Origin of the sequence: Mesorhizobium sp. C399B (genome assembly GCF_030323185.1) — a bacterium.
Lineage (GTDB): Bacteria > Pseudomonadota > Alphaproteobacteria > Rhizobiales > Rhizobiaceae > Mesorhizobium.
The window spans coordinates 737,492-759,217 of sequence record NZ_CP100472.1 but is presented as its reverse complement, the minus strand read 5'-3'; the positions used below and the strand labels follow the sequence as shown (position 1 = coordinate 759,217).

At 62.8% G+C, this 21,726-nt stretch carries 19 protein-coding genes; 10 read left to right on the top strand and 9 right to left on the bottom strand.

The annotated features are described in order from the left end of the window. Positions 1-86 precede the first annotated feature (86 nt). Complete coding sequence (locus NLY36_RS03700; protein ID WP_023681776.1) at positions 87-716, bottom strand: DUF1638 domain-containing protein; 630 nt, start codon at positions 714-716, stop codon at positions 87-89. 65 nt (positions 717-781) lie between these two features. On the opposite strand from NLY36_RS03700, the gene NLY36_RS03695 reads away from it, so the two are divergent. After that, the gene (locus tag NLY36_RS03695) at positions 782-922 is read left to right on the top strand and encodes an entericidin A/B family lipoprotein (protein WP_023670401.1); all 141 of its coding nucleotides are present in this window, start codon (positions 782-784) and stop codon (positions 920-922) included. 89 nt (positions 923-1,011) lie between these two features. Here the strand turns inward: NLY36_RS03695 and NLY36_RS03690 are convergent, their stop codons facing one another. Next, positions 1,012-1,710 carry a cobalamin B12-binding domain-containing protein gene (locus NLY36_RS03690; protein ID WP_023670402.1) on the bottom strand — a complete coding sequence of 233 codons (699 nt, stop codon included), beginning with the start codon at positions 1,708-1,710 and terminating at the stop codon, positions 1,012-1,014. Positions 1,711-1,972: 262 nt separating this feature from the next. Between NLY36_RS03690 and NLY36_RS03685 the strand changes: the two genes are divergently transcribed. The 7 genes from NLY36_RS03685 to NLY36_RS03655 all read left to right on the top strand — a co-directional run bounded on the left by NLY36_RS03685 (position 1,973) and on the right by NLY36_RS03655 (position 9,821). Further along, positions 1,973-3,547: a trimethylamine methyltransferase family protein gene (locus NLY36_RS03685; protein WP_023735236.1), complete on the top strand. Its 1,575-nt coding sequence runs from the start codon at positions 1,973-1,975 to the stop codon at positions 3,545-3,547. An 89-nt stretch (positions 3,548-3,636) separates the two neighbouring features. Further along, positions 3,637-4,323, top strand: coding sequence for a hypothetical protein (locus tag NLY36_RS03680; RefSeq protein ID WP_023681775.1), 687 nt, complete (start codon positions 3,637-3,639; stop codon positions 4,321-4,323). Positions 4,324-4,427: 104 nt separating this feature from the next. Continuing rightward, positions 4,428-5,165: a dienelactone hydrolase family protein gene (locus tag NLY36_RS03675; protein WP_023735237.1), complete on the top strand. Its 738-nt coding sequence runs from the start codon at positions 4,428-4,430 to the stop codon at positions 5,163-5,165. 95 nt (positions 5,166-5,260) lie between these two features. Further along, entirely contained in the window at positions 5,261-6,439 is a 1,179-nt protein-coding gene (locus NLY36_RS03670; protein WP_023735238.1) for a BaiN/RdsA family NAD(P)/FAD-dependent oxidoreductase, read from the top strand. A gap of 215 nt (positions 6,440-6,654) precedes the next feature. Further along, positions 6,655-7,215, top strand: a complete 561-nt coding sequence (locus NLY36_RS03665; protein WP_023688122.1) for an RNA polymerase sigma factor — start codon at positions 6,655-6,657, stop codon at positions 7,213-7,215. 2 nt (positions 7,216-7,217) lie between these two features. Then, on the top strand, positions 7,218-9,314 hold the full coding sequence (locus NLY36_RS03660; RefSeq protein ID WP_023735239.1) for a vWA domain-containing protein: 2,097 nt from the start codon (positions 7,218-7,220) through the stop codon (positions 9,312-9,314). A 240-nt stretch (positions 9,315-9,554) separates the two neighbouring features. Further along, complete coding sequence (locus NLY36_RS03655) at positions 9,555-9,821, top strand: hypothetical protein (RefSeq protein ID WP_031202677.1); 267 nt, start codon at positions 9,555-9,557, stop codon at positions 9,819-9,821. 8 nt (positions 9,822-9,829) lie between these two features. Here NLY36_RS03655 and bmt read toward each other — a convergent pair whose 3' ends face one another. Beyond that, positions 9,830-10,852 (bottom strand): betaine--homocysteine S-methyltransferase, encoded by a 1,023-nt coding sequence (gene bmt, locus NLY36_RS03650; protein ID WP_023735240.1) that lies wholly within the window; start codon positions 10,850-10,852, stop codon positions 9,830-9,832. Between the two features lie 114 nt (positions 10,853-10,966). Then, on the bottom strand, positions 10,967-11,824 hold the full coding sequence (locus NLY36_RS03645; protein WP_023681768.1) for a helix-turn-helix domain-containing protein: 858 nt from the start codon (positions 11,822-11,824) through the stop codon (positions 10,967-10,969). 224 nt (positions 11,825-12,048) lie between these two features. Here NLY36_RS03645 and NLY36_RS03640 point away from each other — a divergent pair, with 224 nt between their 5' ends. Then, positions 12,049-13,059 (top strand): fatty acid desaturase, encoded by a 1,011-nt coding sequence (locus tag NLY36_RS03640; protein WP_031249048.1) that lies wholly within the window; start codon positions 12,049-12,051, stop codon positions 13,057-13,059. 91 nt (positions 13,060-13,150) lie between these two features. Further along, complete coding sequence (locus NLY36_RS03635; protein ID WP_023735242.1) at positions 13,151-13,978, top strand: phosphate/phosphite/phosphonate ABC transporter substrate-binding protein; 828 nt, start codon at positions 13,151-13,153, stop codon at positions 13,976-13,978. Here the strand turns inward: NLY36_RS03635 and NLY36_RS03630 are convergent. The 5 genes from NLY36_RS03630 to NLY36_RS03610 all read right to left on the bottom strand — a co-directional run bounded on the left by NLY36_RS03630 (position 13,943) and on the right by NLY36_RS03610 (position 21,703). Continuing rightward, positions 13,943-15,250 carry a M24 family metallopeptidase gene (locus tag NLY36_RS03630; RefSeq protein WP_023735243.1) on the bottom strand — a complete coding sequence of 436 codons (1,308 nt, stop codon included), beginning with the start codon at positions 15,248-15,250 and terminating at the stop codon, positions 13,943-13,945. The two genes, NLY36_RS03635 and NLY36_RS03630, sit on opposite strands and share 36 nt — an antisense overlap. Before the next feature lie 55 nt (positions 15,251-15,305). Beyond that, entirely contained in the window at positions 15,306-16,874 is a 1,569-nt protein-coding gene (locus NLY36_RS03625; protein ID WP_023735244.1) for an ArnT family glycosyltransferase, read from the bottom strand. A 44-nt stretch (positions 16,875-16,918) separates the two neighbouring features. Beyond that, positions 16,919-19,489 carry a GcvT family protein gene (locus NLY36_RS03620; RefSeq protein ID WP_023735245.1) on the bottom strand — a complete coding sequence of 857 codons (2,571 nt, stop codon included), beginning with the start codon at positions 19,487-19,489 and terminating at the stop codon, positions 16,919-16,921. A gap of 18 nt (positions 19,490-19,507) precedes the next feature. Then, positions 19,508-19,972, bottom strand: a complete 465-nt coding sequence (locus NLY36_RS03615) for an endonuclease domain-containing protein (protein WP_023688130.1) — start codon at positions 19,970-19,972, stop codon at positions 19,508-19,510. 153 nt (positions 19,973-20,125) lie between these two features. Continuing rightward, the gene (locus tag NLY36_RS03610; protein ID WP_023735247.1) at positions 20,126-21,703 is read right to left on the bottom strand and encodes a trimethylamine methyltransferase family protein; all 1,578 of its coding nucleotides are present in this window, start codon (positions 21,701-21,703) and stop codon (positions 20,126-20,128) included. Positions 21,704-21,726 lie beyond the last annotated feature (23 nt).

Sequence of the window (21,726 nt, the reverse complement as noted above, 5' to 3'; positions counted from 1 at the left end):
TCAGCCTGTTTGCTTGTTGCTCACAACTTAACCATCCGCGGCGGCCTGTCATCTGTTCTCGACAGCGTCCCGGCTCAAGAACCGCTTCAGGCGTGGGCGGCGGCCTGCGCCAGCCCGGCCGTCAGGTCGCCATAGCCCGTCGAGCGGCGCTCATAGGCGAGGCCAAGCATCTTCGCGGCCTGCTCGGCGACCTTGTCGAGTTCCGGATCGTCGGTCTGGGCGATGTAGATCAGCTTCTGGTAGTTGCCGAAATAGTCCTTGATCAGCTCCGGGTGCTTGTCGAGGCCGAGCGGCTTCATGAAGAAGGCGTCGAACTGGCGGCACAGGAAATCGGTCATGTAGAACGACATCATGTCGTCGTCGGCGACCTTCGCATAGGCGTCCATGCCTTGGTAGAAGGCAAAGCAGTGCGGCCCGGCCATGCGCTCGACGCCGTGCTTCTCCAGGACCCGGTCGAGCATGCCGCCGGTACCGCAATCGGCATAGCCAACGAAGATGTTGCTATAGCCTTCCGCCTTGGCCTCTTCGATCGCCTTGTCCATCGCCGGTGCGATGCGGTCGGGGTAGAAATGGAACTCCGCCGGCAGGCAGGTCAGGTCGAGATGGTCGAGCTTGAGCTGCTCCTTGACGGCCAAAACTTCGCGCGCAATCATTCCACAGGCGATGACCAGCAGCCTGTCGTCTTGATTCGGTTTCGTTTTTTGCATTCTGGCCATGGAACCCGGTCGAAGCGGCCTTCGTTGCTGTGGGGCGAATCTATCGAGAGAGGGATAAACCGTCCATGAAACTGTTACGCGTTGCGCCGATTGCAATCCTTGCCTGCGTCCTGGCGCTTACGGCCTGTGCCAACACCGTCCGTGGTGTCGGCCGGGATATCAAATCGACCGCGAAAGCCGTCGACGACACCGTCACCAAACCCTGACGCAGCCATCCGTTCCAATAGCTGGGAACAAAAAAGCCGCGCTGCAAGGCGCGGCTTTCGATTGTGGGCCAGACGCCTTGCGGAAGAGATCAGGCTGAAGCGCGCATATTATGCTTGCGCTTCATGAAGTCCTTGGCGGTCTCGACCGCCACAGCCGCGTCGCGGCAATAGGCATCGGCGCCGACGGCCTTGCCGAATTCCTCGTTTAGCGGCGCGCCGCCGACCAGGACGACATAGTCGTCGCGGATGCCCTTTTCCTTCATCGTGTCGATGACGACCTTCATGTAGGGCATGGTCGTGGTCAAAAGCGCCGACATGCCGATAATGTCGGGCTGGTGCTGCTCGATGGCGTCGAGGTATTTTTCCACCGCATTGTTGATGCCGAGATCGATGACGTCGAAGCCGGCACCTTCCATCATCATGCCGACGAGGTTCTTGCCGATGTCGTGGATGTCGCCCTTGACGGTGCCGATCACCATCTTGCCCTGCTTCGGCGCGCCGGTGGCGGCCAGCAGCGGGCGCAGGATGAACATGCCGGCCTTCATGGCGTTGGCCGACAGCAGCACCTCGGGAACGAACAGGATGCCGTCGCGAAAGTCCTCGCCGACGATGCGCATGCCTTCGACCAGAGCTTCGGTCAGCACCTTGTAGGGCACCCAGCCGCGCTCGAGCAGGATGTTGGTGCCTTCCTCGATCTCTTCCTTCAGTCCGTCATAGAGATCGTCGTGCATCTGCTGCACCAACTCGTCGTCGGAAAGCTCGGAGAGGATGATCTCGTCGTCGGCCATTTTTCTCGGGCTCCTTGCCGCACGGGATGCGATCACGGCGGCTTAAAATAATCGCGTCAATACCTAACCCGGCGGGGGCAGGTATCCATAGCTGATTTGCGACTTCCCGCAAAAGGAAAGCGACCGCAAATCTATTGGAATTCTTGTCGATTTTGCGACAGGCGTTGGCGCTGGCGGGCCGTTTCGAATAGGGTGCATGACTACGATCCGGGCGAGAAGCCGCCATACGCGGCCGCAAACGGTTTTTAGGGAAAAAACGATCATGGGTGAAAACGCGTCAGTCGACCAGGAAGCGTCCAATGCGCGACGTGGACGTGCTGCCAGCGGCGGCGCGGCTGCAAGGCGGGCGGCGCGCTCGGGCGGCGGACCGGGCACCCAGCTCACCTATATCAAGCGCAAGATCAACATCTATGAGGTCCTCAACGAGGAAGGCCTGGCGATTATCGAAAACAACACCGATACGGTGCTGGAAGAGATCGGCATCATCTTTCGCGACGACGCCGAGGCGCTGCAGCTTTGGAAAGAGGCGGGCGCCGACGTCAAGGGCGAGCGCGTGCATTTTCCCAAGGGCCTCTGCCGCTCGCTGCTGAAGACCGCGCCGCCCATCTACACCCAGCATGCGCGCAACGCCGAACGTTCGGTGCAGATCGGCGGCAACGCCACGGTCTTCGCGCCGGTCTATGGTCCGCCCTTCGTGCGCGATCTCGACGGTGTCAGGCGCTACGCGACGATCGAGGATTTCCGGAATTTCGTGAAGCTCGCCTATATGGCGCCGTCGATCCACCATTCGGGCGGCACGGTGTGCGAGCCGGTCGATGTGCCGGTCAACAAACGCCATCTCGACATGATCTACAGCCACATCAAATATTCGGACAAACCGTTCATGGGTTCGGTGACGGCGCCAGAGCGGGCCGAAGACACCGTCGCCATGGCCAAGATCGTGTTCGGCGACGATTTCGTCGAAAACAACACCGTGCTGACCAGCCTGATCAACGCCAATTCGCCGATGGTGTTCGACGAAACCATGCTGGGCGCGCTGAAGGTTTATTCGCGTCACAACCAGGCTTGCATCGTCACGCCGTTCATCCTTGCCGGCGCGATGAGCCCGGTCACGGTGGCCGGCACGCTGACACAGGTTCTGGCCGAGGTGCTGGCCGGTGCCTCTTTCACGCAGTTGATCCGCCCCGGCGCGCCGGTACTGTTCGGCACCTTCGCCTCGTCGATCTCCATGCAGTCTGGTGCGCCGACCTTCGGCACACCGGAGCCGTCGCTGGTTTCCTACGGCGCCGCACAGCTTGCCCGCCGGCTCGGCCTGCCGTTCCGCACCGGCGGATCGCTCTGCGCCTCCAAGGTTCCGGACGCGCAGGCCGCCTATGAGAGCGCCAACACGCTGAACTCGACCATTCTTGCCGGCACCAATTTCGTCCTGCATTCGGCAGGCTGGCTCGAAGGCGGACTGGCGTCCTGCTACGAAAAATTCATGATGGACATCGACCAGCTCGGCATGACGCAAAAGTTTTCCGAAGGCGTCGACCTCTCGGAAAACGGCCAGGCGATGGACGCCATCCGCCAGGTTGGCCCGGGCAGCCACTATCTCGGCTGCGACCACACCCAGGCCAATTTCCAGACCGCCTTCTACCGCTCCAGCATCGCCGACAACAATTCCTACGAGCAGTGGCTGGCCGAGGGCGAGAAGACAGCGCCGCAGCGCGCCAACGAACTCGCCCGCCGCTGGCTGGAGACCTATGAGGCGCCGTATCTCGATCCGGGCATCGACGACGGGCTGAAGGACTACATCGCGACGAAGAAGGCGTCGATGGCTGACGCCTTCACCTGAAAGGAGCCCGAGTCAGGCGGGGCTAAAGTCGCCAACATCATCCACAAGGAAGTCTGGCGGAGCGCTTTCTCCGACCCGGACAAGAAGGGATGATTGCGCGGCGCCGGGCTGACGAGATAGCGGCCGCGCTTTCCGCCGACGGCCTCATCCTGCGCGGCGGCTTCAATTTCGCAACAAGCGAAACGCCGCCGCATGGCCCTTCAGTTGCCCCCGCCAAATCCGTGCTGTTGGTGGGGCAGGCGGGAGCGGCACCCTGGCCGCATTTCCTGCGCTGGCGCGACCGGCAACCGCAAACCATTGCTAATCCGCTCGACACATGGTCGCGCGCAGTGATCGGTGCGGTGGCGGAGAAATTCGGCGCGCGCGCCGTTTCGCCTTCGGACAGACCTTATCTGCCGTTCCAGCAATGGGCGATGCGAGCGGAGAGGCTGAGACCGTCGCCGCTGGGCATCCTGATGCATCCGCAGTACGGGCTCTGGCATGCCTATCGCGGCGCGTTGCTGTTCGAGGATGAGATCGCGCTTCCTGAACGTCGCGAAGCGATTCACCTTTGCGACGCCTGTGTTGCAAAACCTTGCCTGAAATCCTGTCCGGTTGACGCCTATTCCGCGGATGGTTTCGCTCATCAGGCTTGCCTGGCGCATGTGCGGGGATCGAAGGGCGAACCATGCCGCGGCGGCGGCTGCCTCGACCGCAACGCCTGTCCGTATGGCACGGCCCATCGCTATCCGCCTGAGGTTCAGGCCTTTCACATGACGGCGTTTGCCGGCCTGTAGCCGGGTCGAAAGCCCGCACAAAGTGTTGAACGGGATTGTCAGGGAACGGCTTGCCCTGACAATGCCTGCTTATATGTATCGCACGACAATCAACGGGGCGCGCCATGGCGAAGCAGGACATTGAGATAAAAACCGAGGACGGCGTAGCGAAAGCCGGGCTGTTCCGTTCGGCGACCGCTTCCCCGTCCAGGGCCGGTGTCATTCTCTATATGGACGCCTTCGGTCCGCGACCGGCGCTCGACGCAATGGCGGAGCGGCTGGCCGGCGAGGGCTGTGCGGTGCTGGTGCCGGATCTTTTCTATCGCAACGCACCCTACGGGCCGTTCGAGCCCAAGACCGCTTTCGTCGTCGAGGAGACCAAGGTCGCGCTGACGGCGTTGGTCCACGGCACGACACAGGACATGACCATCCGCGACAGCAGGGCGTTCCTCGACACGCTTACCGCTGAAGGTGTCACCGGACCGGTCGGTGTCGTCGGTTACTGCATGGGCGGGGCGCGGGCCTTGAATGCGGCTGCAACCTATCCCGATCGCATCGTGGCGGCGGCAAGCTTCCATGGCGGCAATCTGGCCAGCGATGCCGCCGACAGTCCGCACCGCAAGGCTGCAATGATCAAGGCGCGGGTCTATGTCGGAACGTCTGCGGTGGACCGCAGCTTTCCGCCGGAGCAGTCGGCGCGACTGGCCGAGGCGCTGCGCGTGGCGGAAGTCGACCACGTCATCGAAAACTATGCCGGCATGGCGCATGGCTGGTGCGTGTCGGATCACAGCGTGTTCAACGCGGCCGGCGCCGAACGTCATTGGAAGCGATTGACGACGCTGTTCGCCGAGACGCTGATCTAACGAGGCGTTGCCTGAAGTCGCAACGAACGGGTAGAGACTGCACGATTGGCGCGGCCTGTTAAAACAGCGCCAGTCGAGCGGGAACGAACAGCCTGATGCAATCCTATGATGTCGTGGTGATCGGCGCCGGTGCGGCCGGAATGATGTGCGCCATCGAGGCCGGCAAGCGCGGCCGCTCGGTCCTGGTGCTCGATCACGCGGGAAAGCCCGGCGAGAAGATCCGCATCTCGGGCGGCGGCCGCTGCAATTTCACCAACATCCATGCGAGCCCGAAGAATTTCATCTCCGGCAATCCGCATTTCTGCATCTCGGCGCTGAGCCGCTACACGCAGCGCGATTTCATCGAGCTCGTCGAACGCCACGGCGTCGCCTATCACGAGAAGACGCTGGGACAGCTGTTTTGCGATGGCTCGGCGCGGCTGATCATCGACATGCTGGTCTCTGAAATGCAGGATGGCGGCGTGGAGCTGGCGCTGTCGACCGAGGTGAGGAACGTCAGCAAGGCCGCGGACGGTTTTGTGCTGACGCTCTCCACTGGCAGCGTCGCCTGCAATTCGCTGGTCGTTGCCTGTGGTGGCAAGTCGATCCCCAAAATGGGCGCGTCCGGTTTCGGCTACGAGCTTGCGGCGCAGTTCGGCCTGGCGGTGGTGGAAACACGGCCGGCGCTGGTGCCGCTTACCTTCGACGCAAGAACGCTGGAGCGGCTGGCGCCCTTGGCCGGCAATGCCGTCGATGCCGAAGTCGCCTGCGGCAAGACGTGGTTTTCAGAAGCGATGCTGTTTACGCATCGCGGCTTGAGCGGGCCTTCCATCCTGCAGATCTCGTCCTATTGGCGCGAGGGCGACGAGATCCGCATCGCCATGCTGCCGGGGAGGGATGTGGCGGAACTGCTGCGCGCCGCCCGGCTCGTCAACGGCAGGCAAGCGGTGCAGACGGTGCTTGCAAACCATTTGCCGAAGCGCCTTGCGCAAGCAGTCGCCGAGCGCAGTGGGATCGATGGCAATCTCGCTGATTTGACAGACCTGCAAATGAAAACCGTCGAAGCCGCCGTCAACGACTGGCGCATCAAGCCGGCCGGCTCCGAGGGTTACCGCACGGCGGAAGTGACGCTTGGCGGTGTCGATACCAACGGGCTCGATCAGAAGACGATGCAGGCGAAATCCGTGCCGGGGCTGTTTTTCATCGGCGAAGTCGTCGATGTCACGGGCTGGCTGGGCGGCTATAATTTTCAGTGGGCTTGGTCGTCCGGCTGGGCCTCGGGCCAGGTGTGCTGATATTCAGGTGAGGCCGGCCTGCAAACGACGGCTTTCTGTGCTTCCGGTGCTCGCGTACCAAAAGTACGCTCCGCTCCGGTTCTCGAAATCCATCGTTTTCGGCTCGGCCTGACCTGAATCTCAGCGCACCTGTTGCGCGTGCATCCGTCGCCTCGGAAAAAAATCTTTCCATAACCCCAAGGATTGGCCATTAGCCTTCGTCCAACAGGCAAATGATGGCGATGATGCTGGATGAAAGCGAAGCCTCCGACGCCGAATTGATCGGGCGGGCGAAGGGCGGAGACAGGGGCGCCTTCGGCAAATTGCTGGAGCGGCACTACGACTTCGTCTATCGCGCCGCCTATCGCTGGTGCGGAAAGAAGGCCGATGCCGAAGACATCGCCCAGGAGGTCTGTGTCCGTCTCGGCAAGGCGATCCGCGACTACCGCGGCGGCGGCGCGTTCACGACATGGCTCTATTCCGTGACGTTGAACGCGGCGCGCGACATGATGCGCAAGACCACGCGCGAAAACGTCAAGACCGAGGCTTTCGGCGCCTACAGCATGATATCGGGAGAGGCCTCGGCCGAACCTGAAGATCCCACTGAGGCGCTCTGGGCAGCGGTGCGGCAATTGCCGGACAAGCAGCGCGATGCAGTACTTCTGGTCTATGGCGAAGGTTTGAGCCATGCGGCCGCCGCCGAGGCGATGGCAATCTCGGAGACGACGGTTTCCTGGCACATCCATGAAGCGAAGAAACGGCTGAAGACGTTGATTCGTTCAGCCGGGGAAGTGTGACCATGGTCGACGACAACGAACTCAACAGGCTGCGCGACGCAGCAGTACCGGCGCCGGGCGAAAGCGCGAAGGCACGCGCCTTCGAAGCCGCCATGAGCGCCTATGATCAGGAAAATATTTCTGCCGTCACCCAAGGATCGGTCGGCGGGCTTCGTCTCACAGAGCGAGCACAAAAGCTCTGGAGCGAGATCATGCAAAAGAAACTCATCGCCACGCCAGCCATTGCCGGGCTCGTCGCCCTGCCGATCGCCGGATACGCCACCTTCCACATGCTGAGGGAACAGCCGTTGCCGTTCGGCGGCGACGAGAAGATCACCGAAACGCTGGCCGACAAGCCGGCGATCAACGCGCCGGTAAAAGAAAAGCAGGCGCCTGAAGGCGACAAGAAGGCCGACGCCGATGTGCGAAGCCGCGACACCACTACGCCGCTTACGCCACCCGCGCCGCCGAAGCCCGAATCGACCGTTGCTGTCGCCCCGGCGCAGCAGGATGCGCTGGGGCGCGGCGTGTTGGCCGAGCCTGCGCCAGTTGAGAGCCGCGAGTTTTCGCTTGACGGCACCGCTGCCCCGGCCGGCGGCGCGCGGGTCAACCGCATGGCCGGCGCGACCGAATCCAAGTACTTGGCACAGCCTTCGACGATGCCGGCCGACCAGATTGCGTCGCAGGAGCCAAACCGCGACCGCGTCGAGGATTTCAAGACCAATCCGGTGCATGCAGCCCTTCAGGATCCGGTCTCGACCTTCTCGATCGACGTCGACACCGCTTCCTATTCCTTCGTCCGCGGCTCGCTGAAGCAGGGCTACCTGCCGCAGGCCGATACGGTCCGCGTCGAGGAGATGGTCAATTACTTCCCCTATGACTGGAAGGGTCCGGACTCGGCTTCGGCGCCGTTCAACTCGACCGTCAGCGTCATGCCGACGCCGTGGAACGGGCACACCAAGCTGATGCACGTCGCCATCAAGGGCTTCGACATCAAGCCGGTCGAGCAGCCCAAGGCCAATCTGGTGTTCCTGATCGACGTCTCGGGTTCGATGGATGAGCCGGACAAGCTGCCGCTGCTCAAGTCGGCTTTCCGGCTGCTGGTCAGCAAGCTCAAGGCGGACGACACCATCTCGATCGTCACCTATGCCGGTGACGCCGGCACCGTGCTGATGCCGACCACGGTCACCGAGAAGGACAAGATCCTCAACGCCATCGACAATCTGCAGCCGGGCGGCTCGACGGCCGGCGAGGCGGGTATCAAGGAAGCCTACAAGCTTGCCCAGCAGTCCTTCGTCAAGGACGGCATCAACCGTGTGATGCTGGCCACGGACGGCGACTTCAATGTCGGCCAGACCGATGACGACGATCTGAAGCGACTGATCGAGCAGGAGCGCAAGACCGGCGTCTTCCTGTCGGTGTTCGGCTTTGGACGCGGCAATCTGAACGACCAGATGATGCAGACCATCGCCCAGAACGGCAACGGCACCGCCGCCTATATCGACACGCTGGCCGAGGCCGAGAAGGTTCTGGTCGAGGATGCCTCATCGACGCTGTTCACCATCGCCAAGGACGTCAAGATCCAGGTCGAGTTCAATCCGGACAAGGTCTCGGAGTACCGGCTGATCGGCTATGAAACCCGCGCCTTGAACCGCGAGGACTTCAACAATGACCGCGTCGATGCCGGCGATATCGGCTCCGGTCATTCGGTGACGGCCATCTACGAGATCACGCCGAAGGGCAGTGGCGGCGAGCAGATGGATCCGCTGCGCTACGGCCAGGCAACGGTCAACAATGGCGGCGTCGCCAATGCCGACGAATATGCATTCGTCAAGATCCGCTACAAGCTGCCGAACGAAGACGTCTCGAAGCTGATCACCACGCCGGTGACGTCGGCCAACGAGGTCCAGTCTTTCGACCAGGCCAGCACCGACCAGCGTTTCTCCATCGCTGTCGCCGCCTTCGGCCAGAAGCTGCGCGACGAGGATGCGACCGCGAAGTTCGGCTACGACAAGATCATGGAGATTGCCACCGCCGCCCGAGGAGCCGACCCGTTTGGGTACAGGTCCGAGTTCCTTTCGCTTGTGCGCCTTGCCTCGGCGCTCGGCGGTAACCGGTAGTGGCAATACAGTCGGTTCCTTTCAGACGGGGGTCGTTCTGATACGGGGAACCGGCTACGGGCGGGTGAGGCAGGCCGGCGGGGAAAACCCTGCCGGCCTTTTTTCGGATCGATTGATCCGAAGCGCACCGACGATCCGCCTGATCGTTAAATTGCGCGGCTTTTCCGGAACGTCATCGCAATGCCCTGCTATTATTGCATGGGGTCGGGACTGGGCTTGGGGAGCCGGGAATTGCAGATCATGAACATTGGAAACACGACGCCGGCGGTGAGACACACGCAGGCGTCGGGAACGCTGTCGCCAGAATCCAGGCGCATCATGGATGACGTTGACGCAGCCCGGAATACCGCAAAGTCGGCGCTGACCAATGACCGCTTTCGCGTCATGCTGGAGCAGATCGGCAATCCGCAGTCGTCGGGTGACCTGGTGACGATGAGTGGCAACGCCAACGGCACCGCCCTGGATTTCAAGACGGCGCTATCGCGTTACGCTGAAAACAGCGAATAAGTTCGATATCAGGCGCGGCTGCGGCGGCGTTCGCGGCGGGCTTCGCTGGTCTCGGCGGTGTTTTCCGTCGCCACCTTATTGCGCATCGGACCGATGCGCTCGACGATCGCCGCGACGGTCGGGCGTTCGGATTTGGTGTGCGCGTCAAGCGCCTTGCGCATGGCGGCAAGGTGCTGGAACGAGGTGCCGCAGCAGCCGCCGATGATCTTCGCGCCGCCATCGACAGCCAGCCGGACATAGTCGGCCATCAGCTCCGGCGTGCCGGAATAATGGATTTCGGTGCCACGAAATTCGGGAATGCCGCAATTGCCCTTGACGATCACCGTCGCTTCCGGCCTCGCCTCGGTCATGTCGAGCAGCGAGGCCAGGATGTCGGAGGCGCCGACGCCGCAATTGGCGCCGACACCGAGCGGTGTCTCTGAAAGTCCGTCGACGACGCCGTGGATATCCCTGGGCAGCAGGCCCATCATGGTGCGGCCGGCAGTGTCGAATGAACCGGTATAGGTGTAGGGCAGGCCGACGCGGATGGCGGCCTCCGCCGCGGCGCGGATTTCGTCCGGCGCAGACATGGTCTCGATCCAGGCGACTTCGGCGCCGCCTTCCTTGAGACCCTCGATCTGCTCGGCAAAAGCCTCGACTGCTTCGTCATAGGTCATGGCGCCGAGCGGCACCAGCAACTCGCCGGTCGGGCCGACCGAGCCGGCGACGATGACTTTCCTGCCGGCCTTGTCGGCGACCGCGCGGGCAATCTCGGCGGCGCGCTTGTTCAGCGCATGCACGCGGTCCTGCGCATGGTGCAGCTTCAGCCGGTGGCGCGTGCCGCCGAACGAGTTGGTGAGAATGATATCGGCGCCGGCGTCGACGAAATTCTGGTGCAGGCTGGTGATGGTGTCGGGCGCTGTCTCGTTCAGCAACTCCGGCGCTTCGCCGGCCTCCAGACCCATGGCGAACAGATTGGTGCCGGTGGCGCCATCGGCGAGCAGCACGCCCTTTTCGGCCAGCAGAGCATCGATGGGATTGTTCGCGGTCATCGGATCGACTTTCAGATATTTGAATGGAATAAGGATATAAAGAAGTCTTTATGTCCAGTCAATGTGTTTGCAACCTGCAATGCCGCGCGGCGCACCTTTCCGGGGCGTTGGGGATCAGGCAGAACCCGATGGAAATGACGCGCCGGCCAGATTGCGCGCGTAGGCGGCGGCCTCATGCGGGTTGATGTCGGCGGCCCGGATCAGATTGTCGAAATGCTGGGTCAGCGCTTGGACCGGCTGGGTGGCGTTCAGCACGACATACATGTCGCCGACATAGATGGCGGCGCGGTAGGGACCGAAGATTGTCAGCGGGATCGAATAGCGCATGCGGCCGTCATAGAGGAACAGGCGGAAGGTGGGGTAGAGATCGTCAAGCAGCGTCGCCATATGGGCAAGCTGCTGCCGGCGGTCAGCCTCGGGAAAGCGGTCCCAGACGCCCAGGCCGCGGGCGAAAATCTCCAGCGTGTGGCGCGGCATGCAGACCTCCATATCGGTCTCAGGGCGCCGGTTGTACTCGATGCGGTACTGCGTCTCGCTGGCCTGCGCCAGACGGCTGCGGTTGGTGATGTTGGCTTCGTAGTCGACCAGCTGGCGTGTGCGCAGGAGATCGGGAATGCCGGCCGGCACATAGCGGATCTTGGTGCCTGCGGCCTCGGCGAACCATTTGGCGAGCAGCGTGCGGTCGAAGCCGTCGGGCGCCTCTTCGATCTCCAGGCTTTCGCGGATTTCGCCGGTGACGCCTTCGTCCTGGGAGAGGCCGAGCAGCCAGTCCAGCGAGATCTTGAATTCGGCGGCGATGTTGAGCAGCGTTTCGGCACGTGGCAGGCGCGTCGAGGCGCCGGACATCAGTTGCGACAGCGCCGACCGGTCGATGCCGACTGCTGACGCGAAGGCCGACTGGTTGAGATCGGACCGTGTCAGGAGCAGCTTCAGGCGCTCCCGGAAGATTGCCGAAAGGTCCCGTTTGTCCACTGTTCGTTCTCCGCGCTCTCTTAGGAAAAATTTGCGCCCGAGCCGTCGAATCAGCACTTCCAGCGTAAATGAATCCGTAGGGTTGTTTACAATGTATAACATCTGCGGTCAAAAATGCGCAATCGCAACATTTTGTACACTTTGTCTCGTTGAGCGGAATCGCTTCTCCTGACACTATGCTGTCAGGAACCAATTCCGGCGACTGAGGGGCAGTGGTCGATAGCATGACAGGCAAGCGCATCAAGCGACGCGACGCAGCGGCCATCGAGTGGCCGACCGTGGTCCTCGCTTTCTTCTGTTACGGAATGTGGCTCGCTGCCGGGCTCCTGCTCTGGCCCTCTTATCCGATCCCGGCACTTCTTCTCCTCGGCTTCGTCCTGGCCTTGCAGTCATCGATCATGCACGAAGTGCTGCATGGCCATCCGACGCGCAGCGCGCTCATCAACGAAGCCTTCGTCTTCCTGCCGATCGGCCTGGTCTGGCCGTTCCGTCGCTTCAAGACGCTTCATTTGCGCCACCACGCCGACGAGCGCCTGACCGATCCGCTCGACGATCCCGAGAGCTATTACCAGGCGCTGTGGATGCATGATGATCTGCCGCCGACGATGAAATTCCTGCTCAAGATAAACAACACCATGGCCGGCCGTTTCTTTCTCGGCCCTTGGCTGTCCTGCATCGGTTTCTTCGTCGACGACGCCAGGCATGTGATTGCCGGCGACAAGGCGATCGGCAAGGCATGGCTGCTGCATGCGATCGGCCTCGCCATCGTAGTGCCGATCGTGCAGTTCGGCTTCGGCATTCCCGTATGGCTCTACATTCTGGTGCCGGTCTGGCTCGGCCAGTCGCTGATCGCGGTCCGGACTTTCGCCGAACATCAGTGGTCCGAGCACCCTGAAGGACGCACGGTGATCATCGAGCGCTCGCCGCTGTCGTTCCTGTTCCTCAACAACAATCTGCACTTCGTTCACCACAAGACCCCGACCGTTGCCTGGTACAGGCTGCCAAAACTGTTTGCCGACCGCCGCGACGAGTGGCTGCGGATGAACAATGGCTACGCCTATCCGAACTATTTCGCACTGATCAAAGCCTACGCCTTCAAGGCCAAGGAGCCGATCGTGCACCCGGTGCTGCGCCGCCGGCCCGAGCCGGGCAGGGCGTTCAAGCCGCGCATCAGGGCGCGCAGCATCAGCGGGCTTGGCAGCGCGCCGGTTCCGGCCGAGCCGCCGAAGGAATAATCCCCGGACTTCCCGAACCCGTGTCGGCCAATTCTGATTGGACGCCGCGTTTTTGCGATCCTTTCCCGAGCCATGATGATTGAGTGTCGGCATGAGTGATTTGGTTGCGGCATTGCCGATGTATGACTGGCCCGAAGTGCGCGGCGAGGTCGACGCGCAATGGGCAGCGTTGCGCGATGCTTTTCGGCACAAGGGCGTCGATGGGCCGCAGACAATCGTGCGCCGCAATGGCGACCTGCCGCCGGTGCCGGGCGGTATCCACGACGCCGAGGGCAGACTGATCGCGCCCGATCCGGCGATACTGCCGCCGGACGAACTCGACCATCACCAGCTTTGGCTGCATCCGGCGCTGCTGTTCGCGCAGACCTGCTGGGGGCCGATGGAACTCGGCCTGAGCAAGCATGTGCAGGTGGTCGGCCAGCCGAGCTACGACGCTTACGAGGGCGGCGAAGGCGAACTCTATTCGAGCGCGCTGGTGATGCGGACGGGCGAGGGACCGGAGGTTCGCTCGCCCGCGGATGGCAAAGCCTCGCTGCCGCTCGATCTGATGCGCGGCAAGCGTTTTACCTACAACAGCCTCGATTCGATGTCGGGCATCATTGCACTGGCGCGCGACCTGCAGGCCGCCGGCGAAAGCCTGGATATCTTTTCCTCGCGCAGCGAAAGCGGTGGCCATCGCGGCTCGATCGGCGCGGTCGCCGAGGGCAAGGCGGATATAGCTGCCATCGACTGTGAGAGCTGGGCGCTGGCGCAGCGTTTCGAACCTGCGGCAAACGCCGTGAAGGTGGTCGGCTGGACGGCAAGGCGCAAAGGCCTGCCCTACATCACCGCCAGGACGACGCCGGAAAAGACGCTCAAGGCTCTGCGCGAGGCGCTTGCCGGATCAGCCGAGCAGCCTCGCATCCAACGGGTAGGTTGAAAGCTGCTCGTTACCGGTCTCGGTGATCAGGATCTGTTCCTCGATCTTGACGCCCTCATGGCCGCCGAGACGGCCGATATAGCTTTCCACGCACAGGACCATTCCCGGCTCCAGCACGCCGTCGGGCGTGTCCGGCGTCCAGTCGCTTGCATGCGGCAGGGTTGGATACTCGTCGGCGAGGCCGACGCCGTGATAGAGCACGCCGTAGCGCGCCGGGAAGCAATCTCCCGGCGGCACCACCGAGCGTTCGACCAGGTCGCGGAAGGATATGCCGGGCTGCATCAATTGCGTGTTGTGGGCGATCTGGTCGGCGGCGATGTGGAAGAGGTCCCGTTGCTCGTTCGATGGTCTCGCATCGCCGCAAAGCCAGGTGCGGGAGAGATCGGCGCAGAAGCCGTAGGGGCCGATCAGGTCGGTGTCGAAGGCGACGAGGTCGCCTGCTTCGATCACCCGCGATGAGCATTCCTGGAACCACGGATTGGTGCGCGGTCCCGAGGCAAGCAGCCGGGTTTCGATCCATTCGCCGCCGCGCGCAATGTTGCCGCGGTGGAGTTCGGCCCACAATTCGTTTTCGGAAATGCCCGGCGTCAGCGCCTTCTCCATTTCACCCATCGCCGCTTCGCAAGCGACGATTGCGCGGCGCATGGCGAGGATCTCGTCCGGCGATTTGATCAGCCGCGCATTTTCCATCACCGCTTCGCCATTGCCGATCGAAATGCCGAGGCGGGCGAGTTCCTCGACGCCTTCCGGGTTGATGTGGTCGACCGCAATGCGGCTGTTGCCGCCGCCATGCTCCTTGACCAGATCGGCGATGCCGGCCGCCCAGCGGCGGACTTTGTGCTCGGTCAGCTCGCCGCCATAGAGATACATCCACGACACTGCCGGCCGCACCTCGTCGACGACGCCGGAATGATCGGACAGATGCTCGCAAGAGAAATAGTCGAACAGCACCACGGGTCCCTCAGTGGCGACGAAGCAGTGGCGGGTCGGATTGTGCGCGACCCACAGCTGCATGTTGGTCGAATCGGTGGCGTAGCGGATGTTGACGGGGTCGTAGAGCAGCGCGCCGGCGTAGTTTCGGCGCCTCAGTTCGGCGCGGAGGCGCTCGAGCCGGTATTTGCGCATCGCGGCAAGATCGGGCGCGGCGATGCCTGCCGCTTGCCATTCGGCTTCAGCCAGCGCGCCATAGCCCAGCACATGCTGGTTCAGCGACGCCGCCTTCTGGCGCGATGTTTCGCGCAAGGCTTCGACGGAGCCGGGCTCGAACGGCATGATCTTGCGATGACGACCGAACCCTTGTTTCTCCACCCGACGCCTCCCTGCCGACTTACTGTGGCGCTGCGCCCGCGGCCGCTTTCTTCAGCCGCGTGACCGTCAGCGTGCGGGTGGGCGGCTCGCTGTCGAACAGCATCGGAACGACCAACTGCTGCGGCGAGCCGTCAGCGACATAGCCGGCCTCGCTCAAGGCCCGCAGGATGCCCTCGGGAGGTTCCTTGTCATTGGCCATCACGAGCACCGCCGGCTCGATCAGCAAATGGCCGAAGTCCGGCATCTCGTCGTCGAGCACGACCAGATCGGGATCGACAAGACGCAGATTTCCCACCCAGTGCCAGCTCGATATCGACGTGCGAACCGGACCGTTTGCCGTCAGCTGGCCATAGAGCGACTGGTAGTCGACACGCACGATGCTGCCGCGGCTGTCGCCGCCATTGAGGTGCGTGTACCAGGTCACCGGCAGCACGAGGATGGCAAGCGTTGCGCCGACAAAGACGACGACGTCCTGCACCTTCCTTCCCTTGTCGCCTCTGGCATCCATCCGCAAGGCCAGCGCGACCGGCAGCAACACAAGGATGGGAAGCATCCAGCGATCGCGAAATTGCGTCGTCCCGCTCGCCAGGACGAGCACGATGGTCATCGCCAGGGCAAAAGCGATGGTGCGCCACACCAGTTTCTCGGTCCATGGCGCCGGTTGCAGAGCCGGCGCCGGCTTTTTCCATGCGATGAGCAAAGCCGCGACGAATATGCCGGCCGGTAACACGGCGAAATACAGGATAGCCTTGCCCAGTCCGCGCATTCCGTAGAATGCGGTTTGTATGGCGCTTTCTCCTCTGCCCATGCCGAAGCCGCCGCTGTGCGACAGCAACTGGTCGGTGTAGGTCAGGTTCCAGTAGAGCGTCGGCAGGCAAAGCAGCACCGCCACGACAAGGCTGATCGAAAACCGGCGGTTGAGGATGACGCCGCGCGTTTCGCGCAGCGACAGGGTGGACAGCATCAGCGCGCCGAGAAAGATCGCGTTGTTGTATTTCGACAGGATGGCGGCGGCCATCGCCACGCCAAACAGCACATAGGTGGCCAGCGAACGCCGCTGCACCAGTTCAACGAGCGCAAGAAACAGCACCACTGAAAAACAGAAAGCGGCGATCGAGTGGGTGAGGGCGTGCTGCATCTCCCACACCATCTGCGGAAACAACAGCAGGCCGAACAATGCGGCGGCGCCAGCGCGGCTGGAATAGCCCAGGCGGCGGACAGCGATGAAAACCGACGCCAGCGCCGCTCCGATCAGCAGGTACTTCACGATCTTGAGCGCGAGGATGTTCGTTCCGACCACGGCGGCGACGAGGCGGGCGAGCCAGGTGTAGAGCGGCGGCTGCGAGCCGCCATAGCCAGCCCAGAGGTAGCGCATGTACATCAGCTGTTCGGAATCGTCGACGCCGACACCGGTTCCCACGACATGGGACAGCAGCGCCATCACCACGATCTGGACGACGCAATAGACCGCGACGCAGACCAGTGCGGCGTTGAAGGGACCGACCTTGCCTTCGCCGAGCCAGTCCGTCCATTTCTCTAGATACTGCAAGGGGATCGTCTTCTCATCGAGGGAAATGCCTGCGGCCAACTGCCGAAGGCCCCTTACACGATCTCACGCTCCCTGTCGCCTTTTCAGGTCCGCATCTTCTCGCCGCTGGGGTCGAAGGGCGCCTCGACATTGATACGCGCCGGACGCCGGTGGCCGAGGATCTCGATCTCGAACAGTCCGGCACTTTCGTCCTCGGCGAGTGCCGCCGGCACATAGCCCTGCGCCATCGATTTCTGCACATAGTGCGCATAACCGCCCGAGGTGACCCAGCCGACCACGCGCCAGTCGCCGTCGACGATGCCGCGCACGGCGGAAGCGCCTTCGGCAGCCTTCGAGCCACGCACTTCCTTGCCCGCCATGTCGAAGCGCGGCGCGCCATAGCCATGCGGCTTTTCCACCGTGCCATAGTCCTTGCCGACCTTGGCCCAGATCGGCTCGTCGCCCATGACATCGGCGTCGGCCGCATCGATGATGAAGGAGACACGGCGCAGTTTCGGTCCTTCCGCCTGTTCCTTGGCGGCGGCCTCGCGGCCGATGAAGTCGTTCTTCTCCAGCTTGATGAAGCGGTCCATCCCGCCTTCGAACGGGCCGTAGATCGGCCGCAGCTCGCGGTACCAGGTCGGGAAGTTCTTCTCCAGGCGCATGGAGAGCAAAGCGCGCATGCCGAAATCGACGAGGCCGAACTCCTCGCCGGCGTCCTTGATCGCCTTGTAGACCAGGCGCTCATAGGCCGGCGCCATCCAGATTTCATAGCCGAGATCACCGGTATAGGTGATGCGGTTGACCATGCAGGGCGCGCCCCCGACCGCCATTTCGCGGAAATCCATGAAGCGAAACGCCTTGGTCGAGATGTCGACATCGACCAGCTTCTGCAAGAGATCGCGCGATTTCGGCCCGGCGATCGACAGGCCGACGAGCGTCTGATCGAAGCGGTGGATGCGCACCGAACCATCCTTCGGCAGGTGCTTTTCGAACCAGCGCATGTGGTATTTCTGCGCGGCGGACGAACCCCAGATCATAAATCTGTCTTCGCCTGCCTTGGCGATGGTGAAGTCGCCGATCAGCTTGCCGAATTCGTTGATCATCGGCGTCAGCACGATACGGCCGATCTTAGGCATGCGGTTGGTCATCAGCCGGTTGAGGAAATCCTCAGCCGCAGGTCCCGACACTTCGTATTTGGCGAAGTTGGCGATTTCGGTGACGCCGACGCGTTCGCGCGTGGCGCGCACTTCCTCGCCGATCGGGCCGAAATCGTTGGAGCGGTGGAAGGAGACGACGTCCTTCGGCTCCTTGCCCTTCGGCGCGAACCACAGCGGGGTCTCCAGGCCCCAGCTATCGCCCATGACGGCGTTGTTGGCGAGCATCGTGTCATAGAGCGGCGTCGTCTGCGCGGGACGCGCCGCCGGCAGCTCCTCATTGGGGAAGCGGATCGAGAAGCGGCGCGAATAGTTTTCGCGCACCTTTGCGTTGGTGTAGCGCAGGCCGGCCCACTCGCCGAAGCGGGCGACATCCATGCCCCAGACGTCGAAGCCGGGATCGCCATGCACCATCCAGTTGGACAAAGCGAGGCCGACGCCGCCGCCCTGGCTGAAGCCGGCCATGACGGCGCAGGCGCACCAGAAATTGGTCAGGCCCTGCACCGGCCCGACCAGCGGGTTGCCGTCAAGCGCGAAGGTGAAGGGGCCGTTGATGATCTGCTTGATGCCGGCTTTCTCGATGCCGGGGAAATGCTTGAAGCCGATCTCGAGCGACGGGGCGATGCGGTCGAGGTCGGGCGGCAGCAGTTCATGGCCGAAATCCCACGGCGTATTGACCGGCGACCATGGCTTGCAGGCCTTTTCATAGGTGCCGAGCAGGATGCCGTTGCGCTCCTGGCGGGTGTAGATCTCGCCCTTGAAGTCGAGCACGCCGATCATCTCGCGGCCGGTCGATTTGTTGAACTCTTCGACCTCGGGCATCGGCTCGGTGAGCAGGTACATGTGCTCCATGGCCAGCACCGGCAGTTCGACGCCGACCATGCGGCCGATCTCGCGCGCCCACAGGCCGCCGCAGTTGACGACGTGCTCGGCGTGGACGGTGCCCTGTTCGGTGACGACGTTCCAGGTGCCGTCAACTTCCTGCGTCAGCTCGACGACGCGGTTGCGCAGCACGATCTCGGCGCCCAGCTTCTTGGCCGCCTTGGAGTAGGCGATCGTCGTGCCGGAGGGATCGAGATGGCCTTCGACCGGATCCCACATGGCGCCGACGAAATTGGTCTCGTCCATCAGCGGGAACATCGCCTTGGCTTCGGAGGGCGTGATCAGTTCGGTGTCCATGCCGAGATAGCGGCCCTTGGCGTGGGCCAGGCGCAGAAAATCCATGCGCTCGGGCGTATCGGCCATCATCACGCCGCCGGTCAGATGCAGCGAGCAGGACTGGCCGGAGATTTCCTCGATCTCCTTGTAGAGCTGCACCGTATAGGCCTGCAGCTTGGCGACGTTGGGATCGCCGTTCAGCGTGTGGAAGCCGCCGGCTGCGTGCCAGGACGAGCCGGAGGTGAGCTCGGAACGCTCGATCAGCATGATGTCGGTCCAGCCGGCCTTGGCCAGATGGTAGAGCACCGAGCAGCCAACGACGCCGCCGCCAATGACAACCGCTTTAACGTAAGATTTCATGAGAGATAGGTCCGTTTTTTAAGAGATTGAATCGAATGGGCGTGGCGTGAAAACAAAGCGGAGATCGGCCGCAGCGACGTTCTCGGCCAACCTGCCATCAAGCGCGGCAAGGATGGTTTCGCAGACGGAAGTGCGATGGTTCAGGACGTCATGGTTCCAGAGACGCAGGATCGAATGGCCTTGCGCGCGCATGAAATCGTCACGGCGACGGTCATAGGAGCTGCCGGCGTGTTGATGGCCGTCGATTTCCACGACAAGCCATTTTTCGCGGCAGGCGAAGTCTGCAAAAAAGGGTCCGATGGAAAACTGGCGGGTGAAGCGATAGCCGCCAAGCTTGCGCGCCTTCAATTCAAGCCATAGCAATGCTTCCGCCTGATTGCCGCCTTGCCTCAGCGTTCGCGCGCGTTGGGTGGTGCCCATCTTGCGGCGACTGCGGGTTTCATGAGCGCCGTCCCCCACTCCGTCGCCGCTTCGCGGCGCCACCTCTCCCCCCTCCGGAGGGAGAGGAAGGGAGCCAGCCCGCATAAATTCGCGCCCTTGCATAGGCTCGCGCCTTTCCTCTCCCCCGTCGATCGGGGGAGAGGTGTCGAGCGAAGCTCGACGGAGTGGGGGTCGACTGTTCATCAACAACATTGATCAAAAATCGGTCGGCGCGCCGCCTTCGGACGTGCGCTTTTCGACGAAGTCGTTGAGTTCTTCGCGAATCGCCAGGTCCATGTAGGGTTCCTCGTAGGATGCCAGCCGCTCCTTCCAGACCTTGTTGGCCTTTTCCAGCGCGGTCGGCGATCCGGCTTCGGCCCAGGTCTCGAAATTGCGCCAGTCGGAGAGGATGGGCGAGTAGAAGGCTGTCTTGTAGCGGTCCTGCGTGTGCTGGGTGCCGAAGAAATGGCCGCCGGGGCCGACCGACTGGATGGCGTCGAAGCCGAGCGCTTCGTCGGACAGGTCGAGCGGGGTGAGGAACTCGGCCACCATCTGCAACAGGTCGATGTCCAGGATGGTCTTCTCGTAGGAACAGCGCAGGCCGCCTTCGAGCCAGCCGGCGCCGTGCATCATCAGATTGCCGCCGCCCTGGATGGCGCCCCACAGCGAGAACACACTTTCATAGGCTGCCTGCGCGTCGACGGTGTTGGCGGCGCAGGTATTGGAGGTGCGGTAGGGGATCTTGTAACGGCGGGCAAGCTGGCCGCCGACAAGCTGCGCCTTCATATATTCAGGCGTGCCGAAGGCCGGCGAGCCTGACTTCATGTCGACATTCGAGGTGAAGCCGCCATAGCCAACCGGCGCGCCCTTTCTCACCATCTGGGCGAAGGCGATGCCGGACAGCGCCTCGGCATTTTGCTGCACCAGCGCACCGGCGATGGTCACCGGCGCCATCGCGCCGGACAGGGTGAAGGGCGTGATGACGACGACCTGACCCTTGCTCGACATCTGGATGATGCCTTCCATCATCGGCACATCCAGTTTCAGCGGCGAATTGGTGTTGATGATGGTGAAGACGGACGGCTCTTCGAGCATCTGCTCATGGCTGATGCCGCGGGCGATCCTGGCGATCTCGATGCCGTCGACATTGCGCTCCTTGCCGAGCGAATAGATGTGGAACACCTTGTCGGTCAGCGTGGCGAGGTCGCGGATGCATTCGAGGTGGCGCACGGAAGGATGGATGTCGGTCGGCTCGACCGGATAACCGCCGGTGCAGTTCAGGATGTTGTGCATCTGCGCCAGACGCAGGAAGTTGCGGTAGTCCTGCTGGTTGCCCGGACGGCGGCCGCGATCGAGGTCGGAGCAGTTCGGTGCCGACGCCATCATCGACAGGATCACATTGTTGCCGCCGAAGCGCACATTGTGCGCCGGGTTGCGGGCATGGAGCGTGAATTCCGACGGGCAGTTGGAGATGAGATCGAGGATCATGTCGCTGTCGAAGCGCACGCGCTCGCTGCCCTCGCGGACATCGGCGCCGTTTTCCTTCATCATGCGGCGCGCTTCGTCATGCAGCACGTCGACGCCTATTTCCCTCAAGACGCGCAGCGAGGCGAGGTGGATCGATTCCAGCTCGTCGTCAGAGACCAGCTTGGTCGGCGTTAGCGGATTTCTCAGTTGCCGAAAAGCCGGCTGTTCGAAGGCGGCCGAGCCGCCGGCGCGCTTGCCCGCACGGCCACCGCGACGGGCCCGGTCGGTTGCCAAAGGCGGTTCGGCTGGATGCAGGGCGGCGGTCATGATGGTCCTCGTACGATGCTGGT

What these genes read in the sequence shown, in the direction of transcription:
- NLY36_RS03655 (WP_031202677.1), top strand. Translation starts at nt 9,555, where the DNA reads ATGAACATTGGAAACACGACGCCGGCGGTGAGACACACGCAGGCGTCG.
- NLY36_RS03685 (WP_023735236.1), top strand. Translation starts at nt 1,973, where the DNA reads ATGGGTGAAAACGCGTCAGTCGACCAGGAAGCGTCCAATGCGCGACGT.
- NLY36_RS03660 (WP_023735239.1), top strand. Translation starts at nt 7,218, where the DNA reads ATGGTCGACGACAACGAACTCAACAGGCTGCGCGACGCAGCAGTACCG.
- NLY36_RS03675 (WP_023735237.1), top strand. Translation starts at nt 4,428, where the DNA reads ATGGCGAAGCAGGACATTGAGATAAAAACCGAGGACGGCGTAGCGAAA.
- NLY36_RS03640 (WP_031249048.1), top strand. Translation starts at nt 12,049, where the DNA reads ATGACAGGCAAGCGCATCAAGCGACGCGACGCAGCGGCCATCGAGTGG.
- NLY36_RS03700 (WP_023681776.1), bottom strand. Translation starts at nt 716, where the DNA reads ATGGCCAGAATGCAAAAAACGAAACCGAATCAAGACGACAGGCTGCTG.
- NLY36_RS03635 (WP_023735242.1), top strand. Translation starts at nt 13,151, where the DNA reads ATGAGTGATTTGGTTGCGGCATTGCCGATGTATGACTGGCCCGAAGTG.
- NLY36_RS03610 (WP_023735247.1), bottom strand. Translation starts at nt 21,703, where the DNA reads ATGACCGCCGCCCTGCATCCAGCCGAACCGCCTTTGGCAACCGACCGG.
- NLY36_RS03695 (WP_023670401.1), top strand. Translation starts at nt 782, where the DNA reads ATGAAACTGTTACGCGTTGCGCCGATTGCAATCCTTGCCTGCGTCCTG.
- NLY36_RS03680 (WP_023681775.1), top strand. Translation starts at nt 3,637, where the DNA reads ATGATTGCGCGGCGCCGGGCTGACGAGATAGCGGCCGCGCTTTCCGCC.
- NLY36_RS03670 (WP_023735238.1), top strand. Translation starts at nt 5,261, where the DNA reads ATGCAATCCTATGATGTCGTGGTGATCGGCGCCGGTGCGGCCGGAATG.
- NLY36_RS03620 (WP_023735245.1), bottom strand. Translation starts at nt 19,489, where the DNA reads ATGAAATCTTACGTTAAAGCGGTTGTCATTGGCGGCGGCGTCGTTGGC.
- NLY36_RS03665 (WP_023688122.1), top strand. Translation starts at nt 6,655, where the DNA reads ATGGCGATGATGCTGGATGAAAGCGAAGCCTCCGACGCCGAATTGATC.
- NLY36_RS03690 (WP_023670402.1), bottom strand. Translation starts at nt 1,710, where the DNA reads ATGGCCGACGACGAGATCATCCTCTCCGAGCTTTCCGACGACGAGTTG.
- bmt (WP_023735240.1), bottom strand. Translation starts at nt 10,852, where the DNA reads ATGACCGCGAACAATCCCATCGATGCTCTGCTGGCCGAAAAGGGCGTG.
- NLY36_RS03630 (WP_023735243.1), bottom strand. Translation starts at nt 15,250, where the DNA reads ATGCCGTTCGAGCCCGGCTCCGTCGAAGCCTTGCGCGAAACATCGCGC.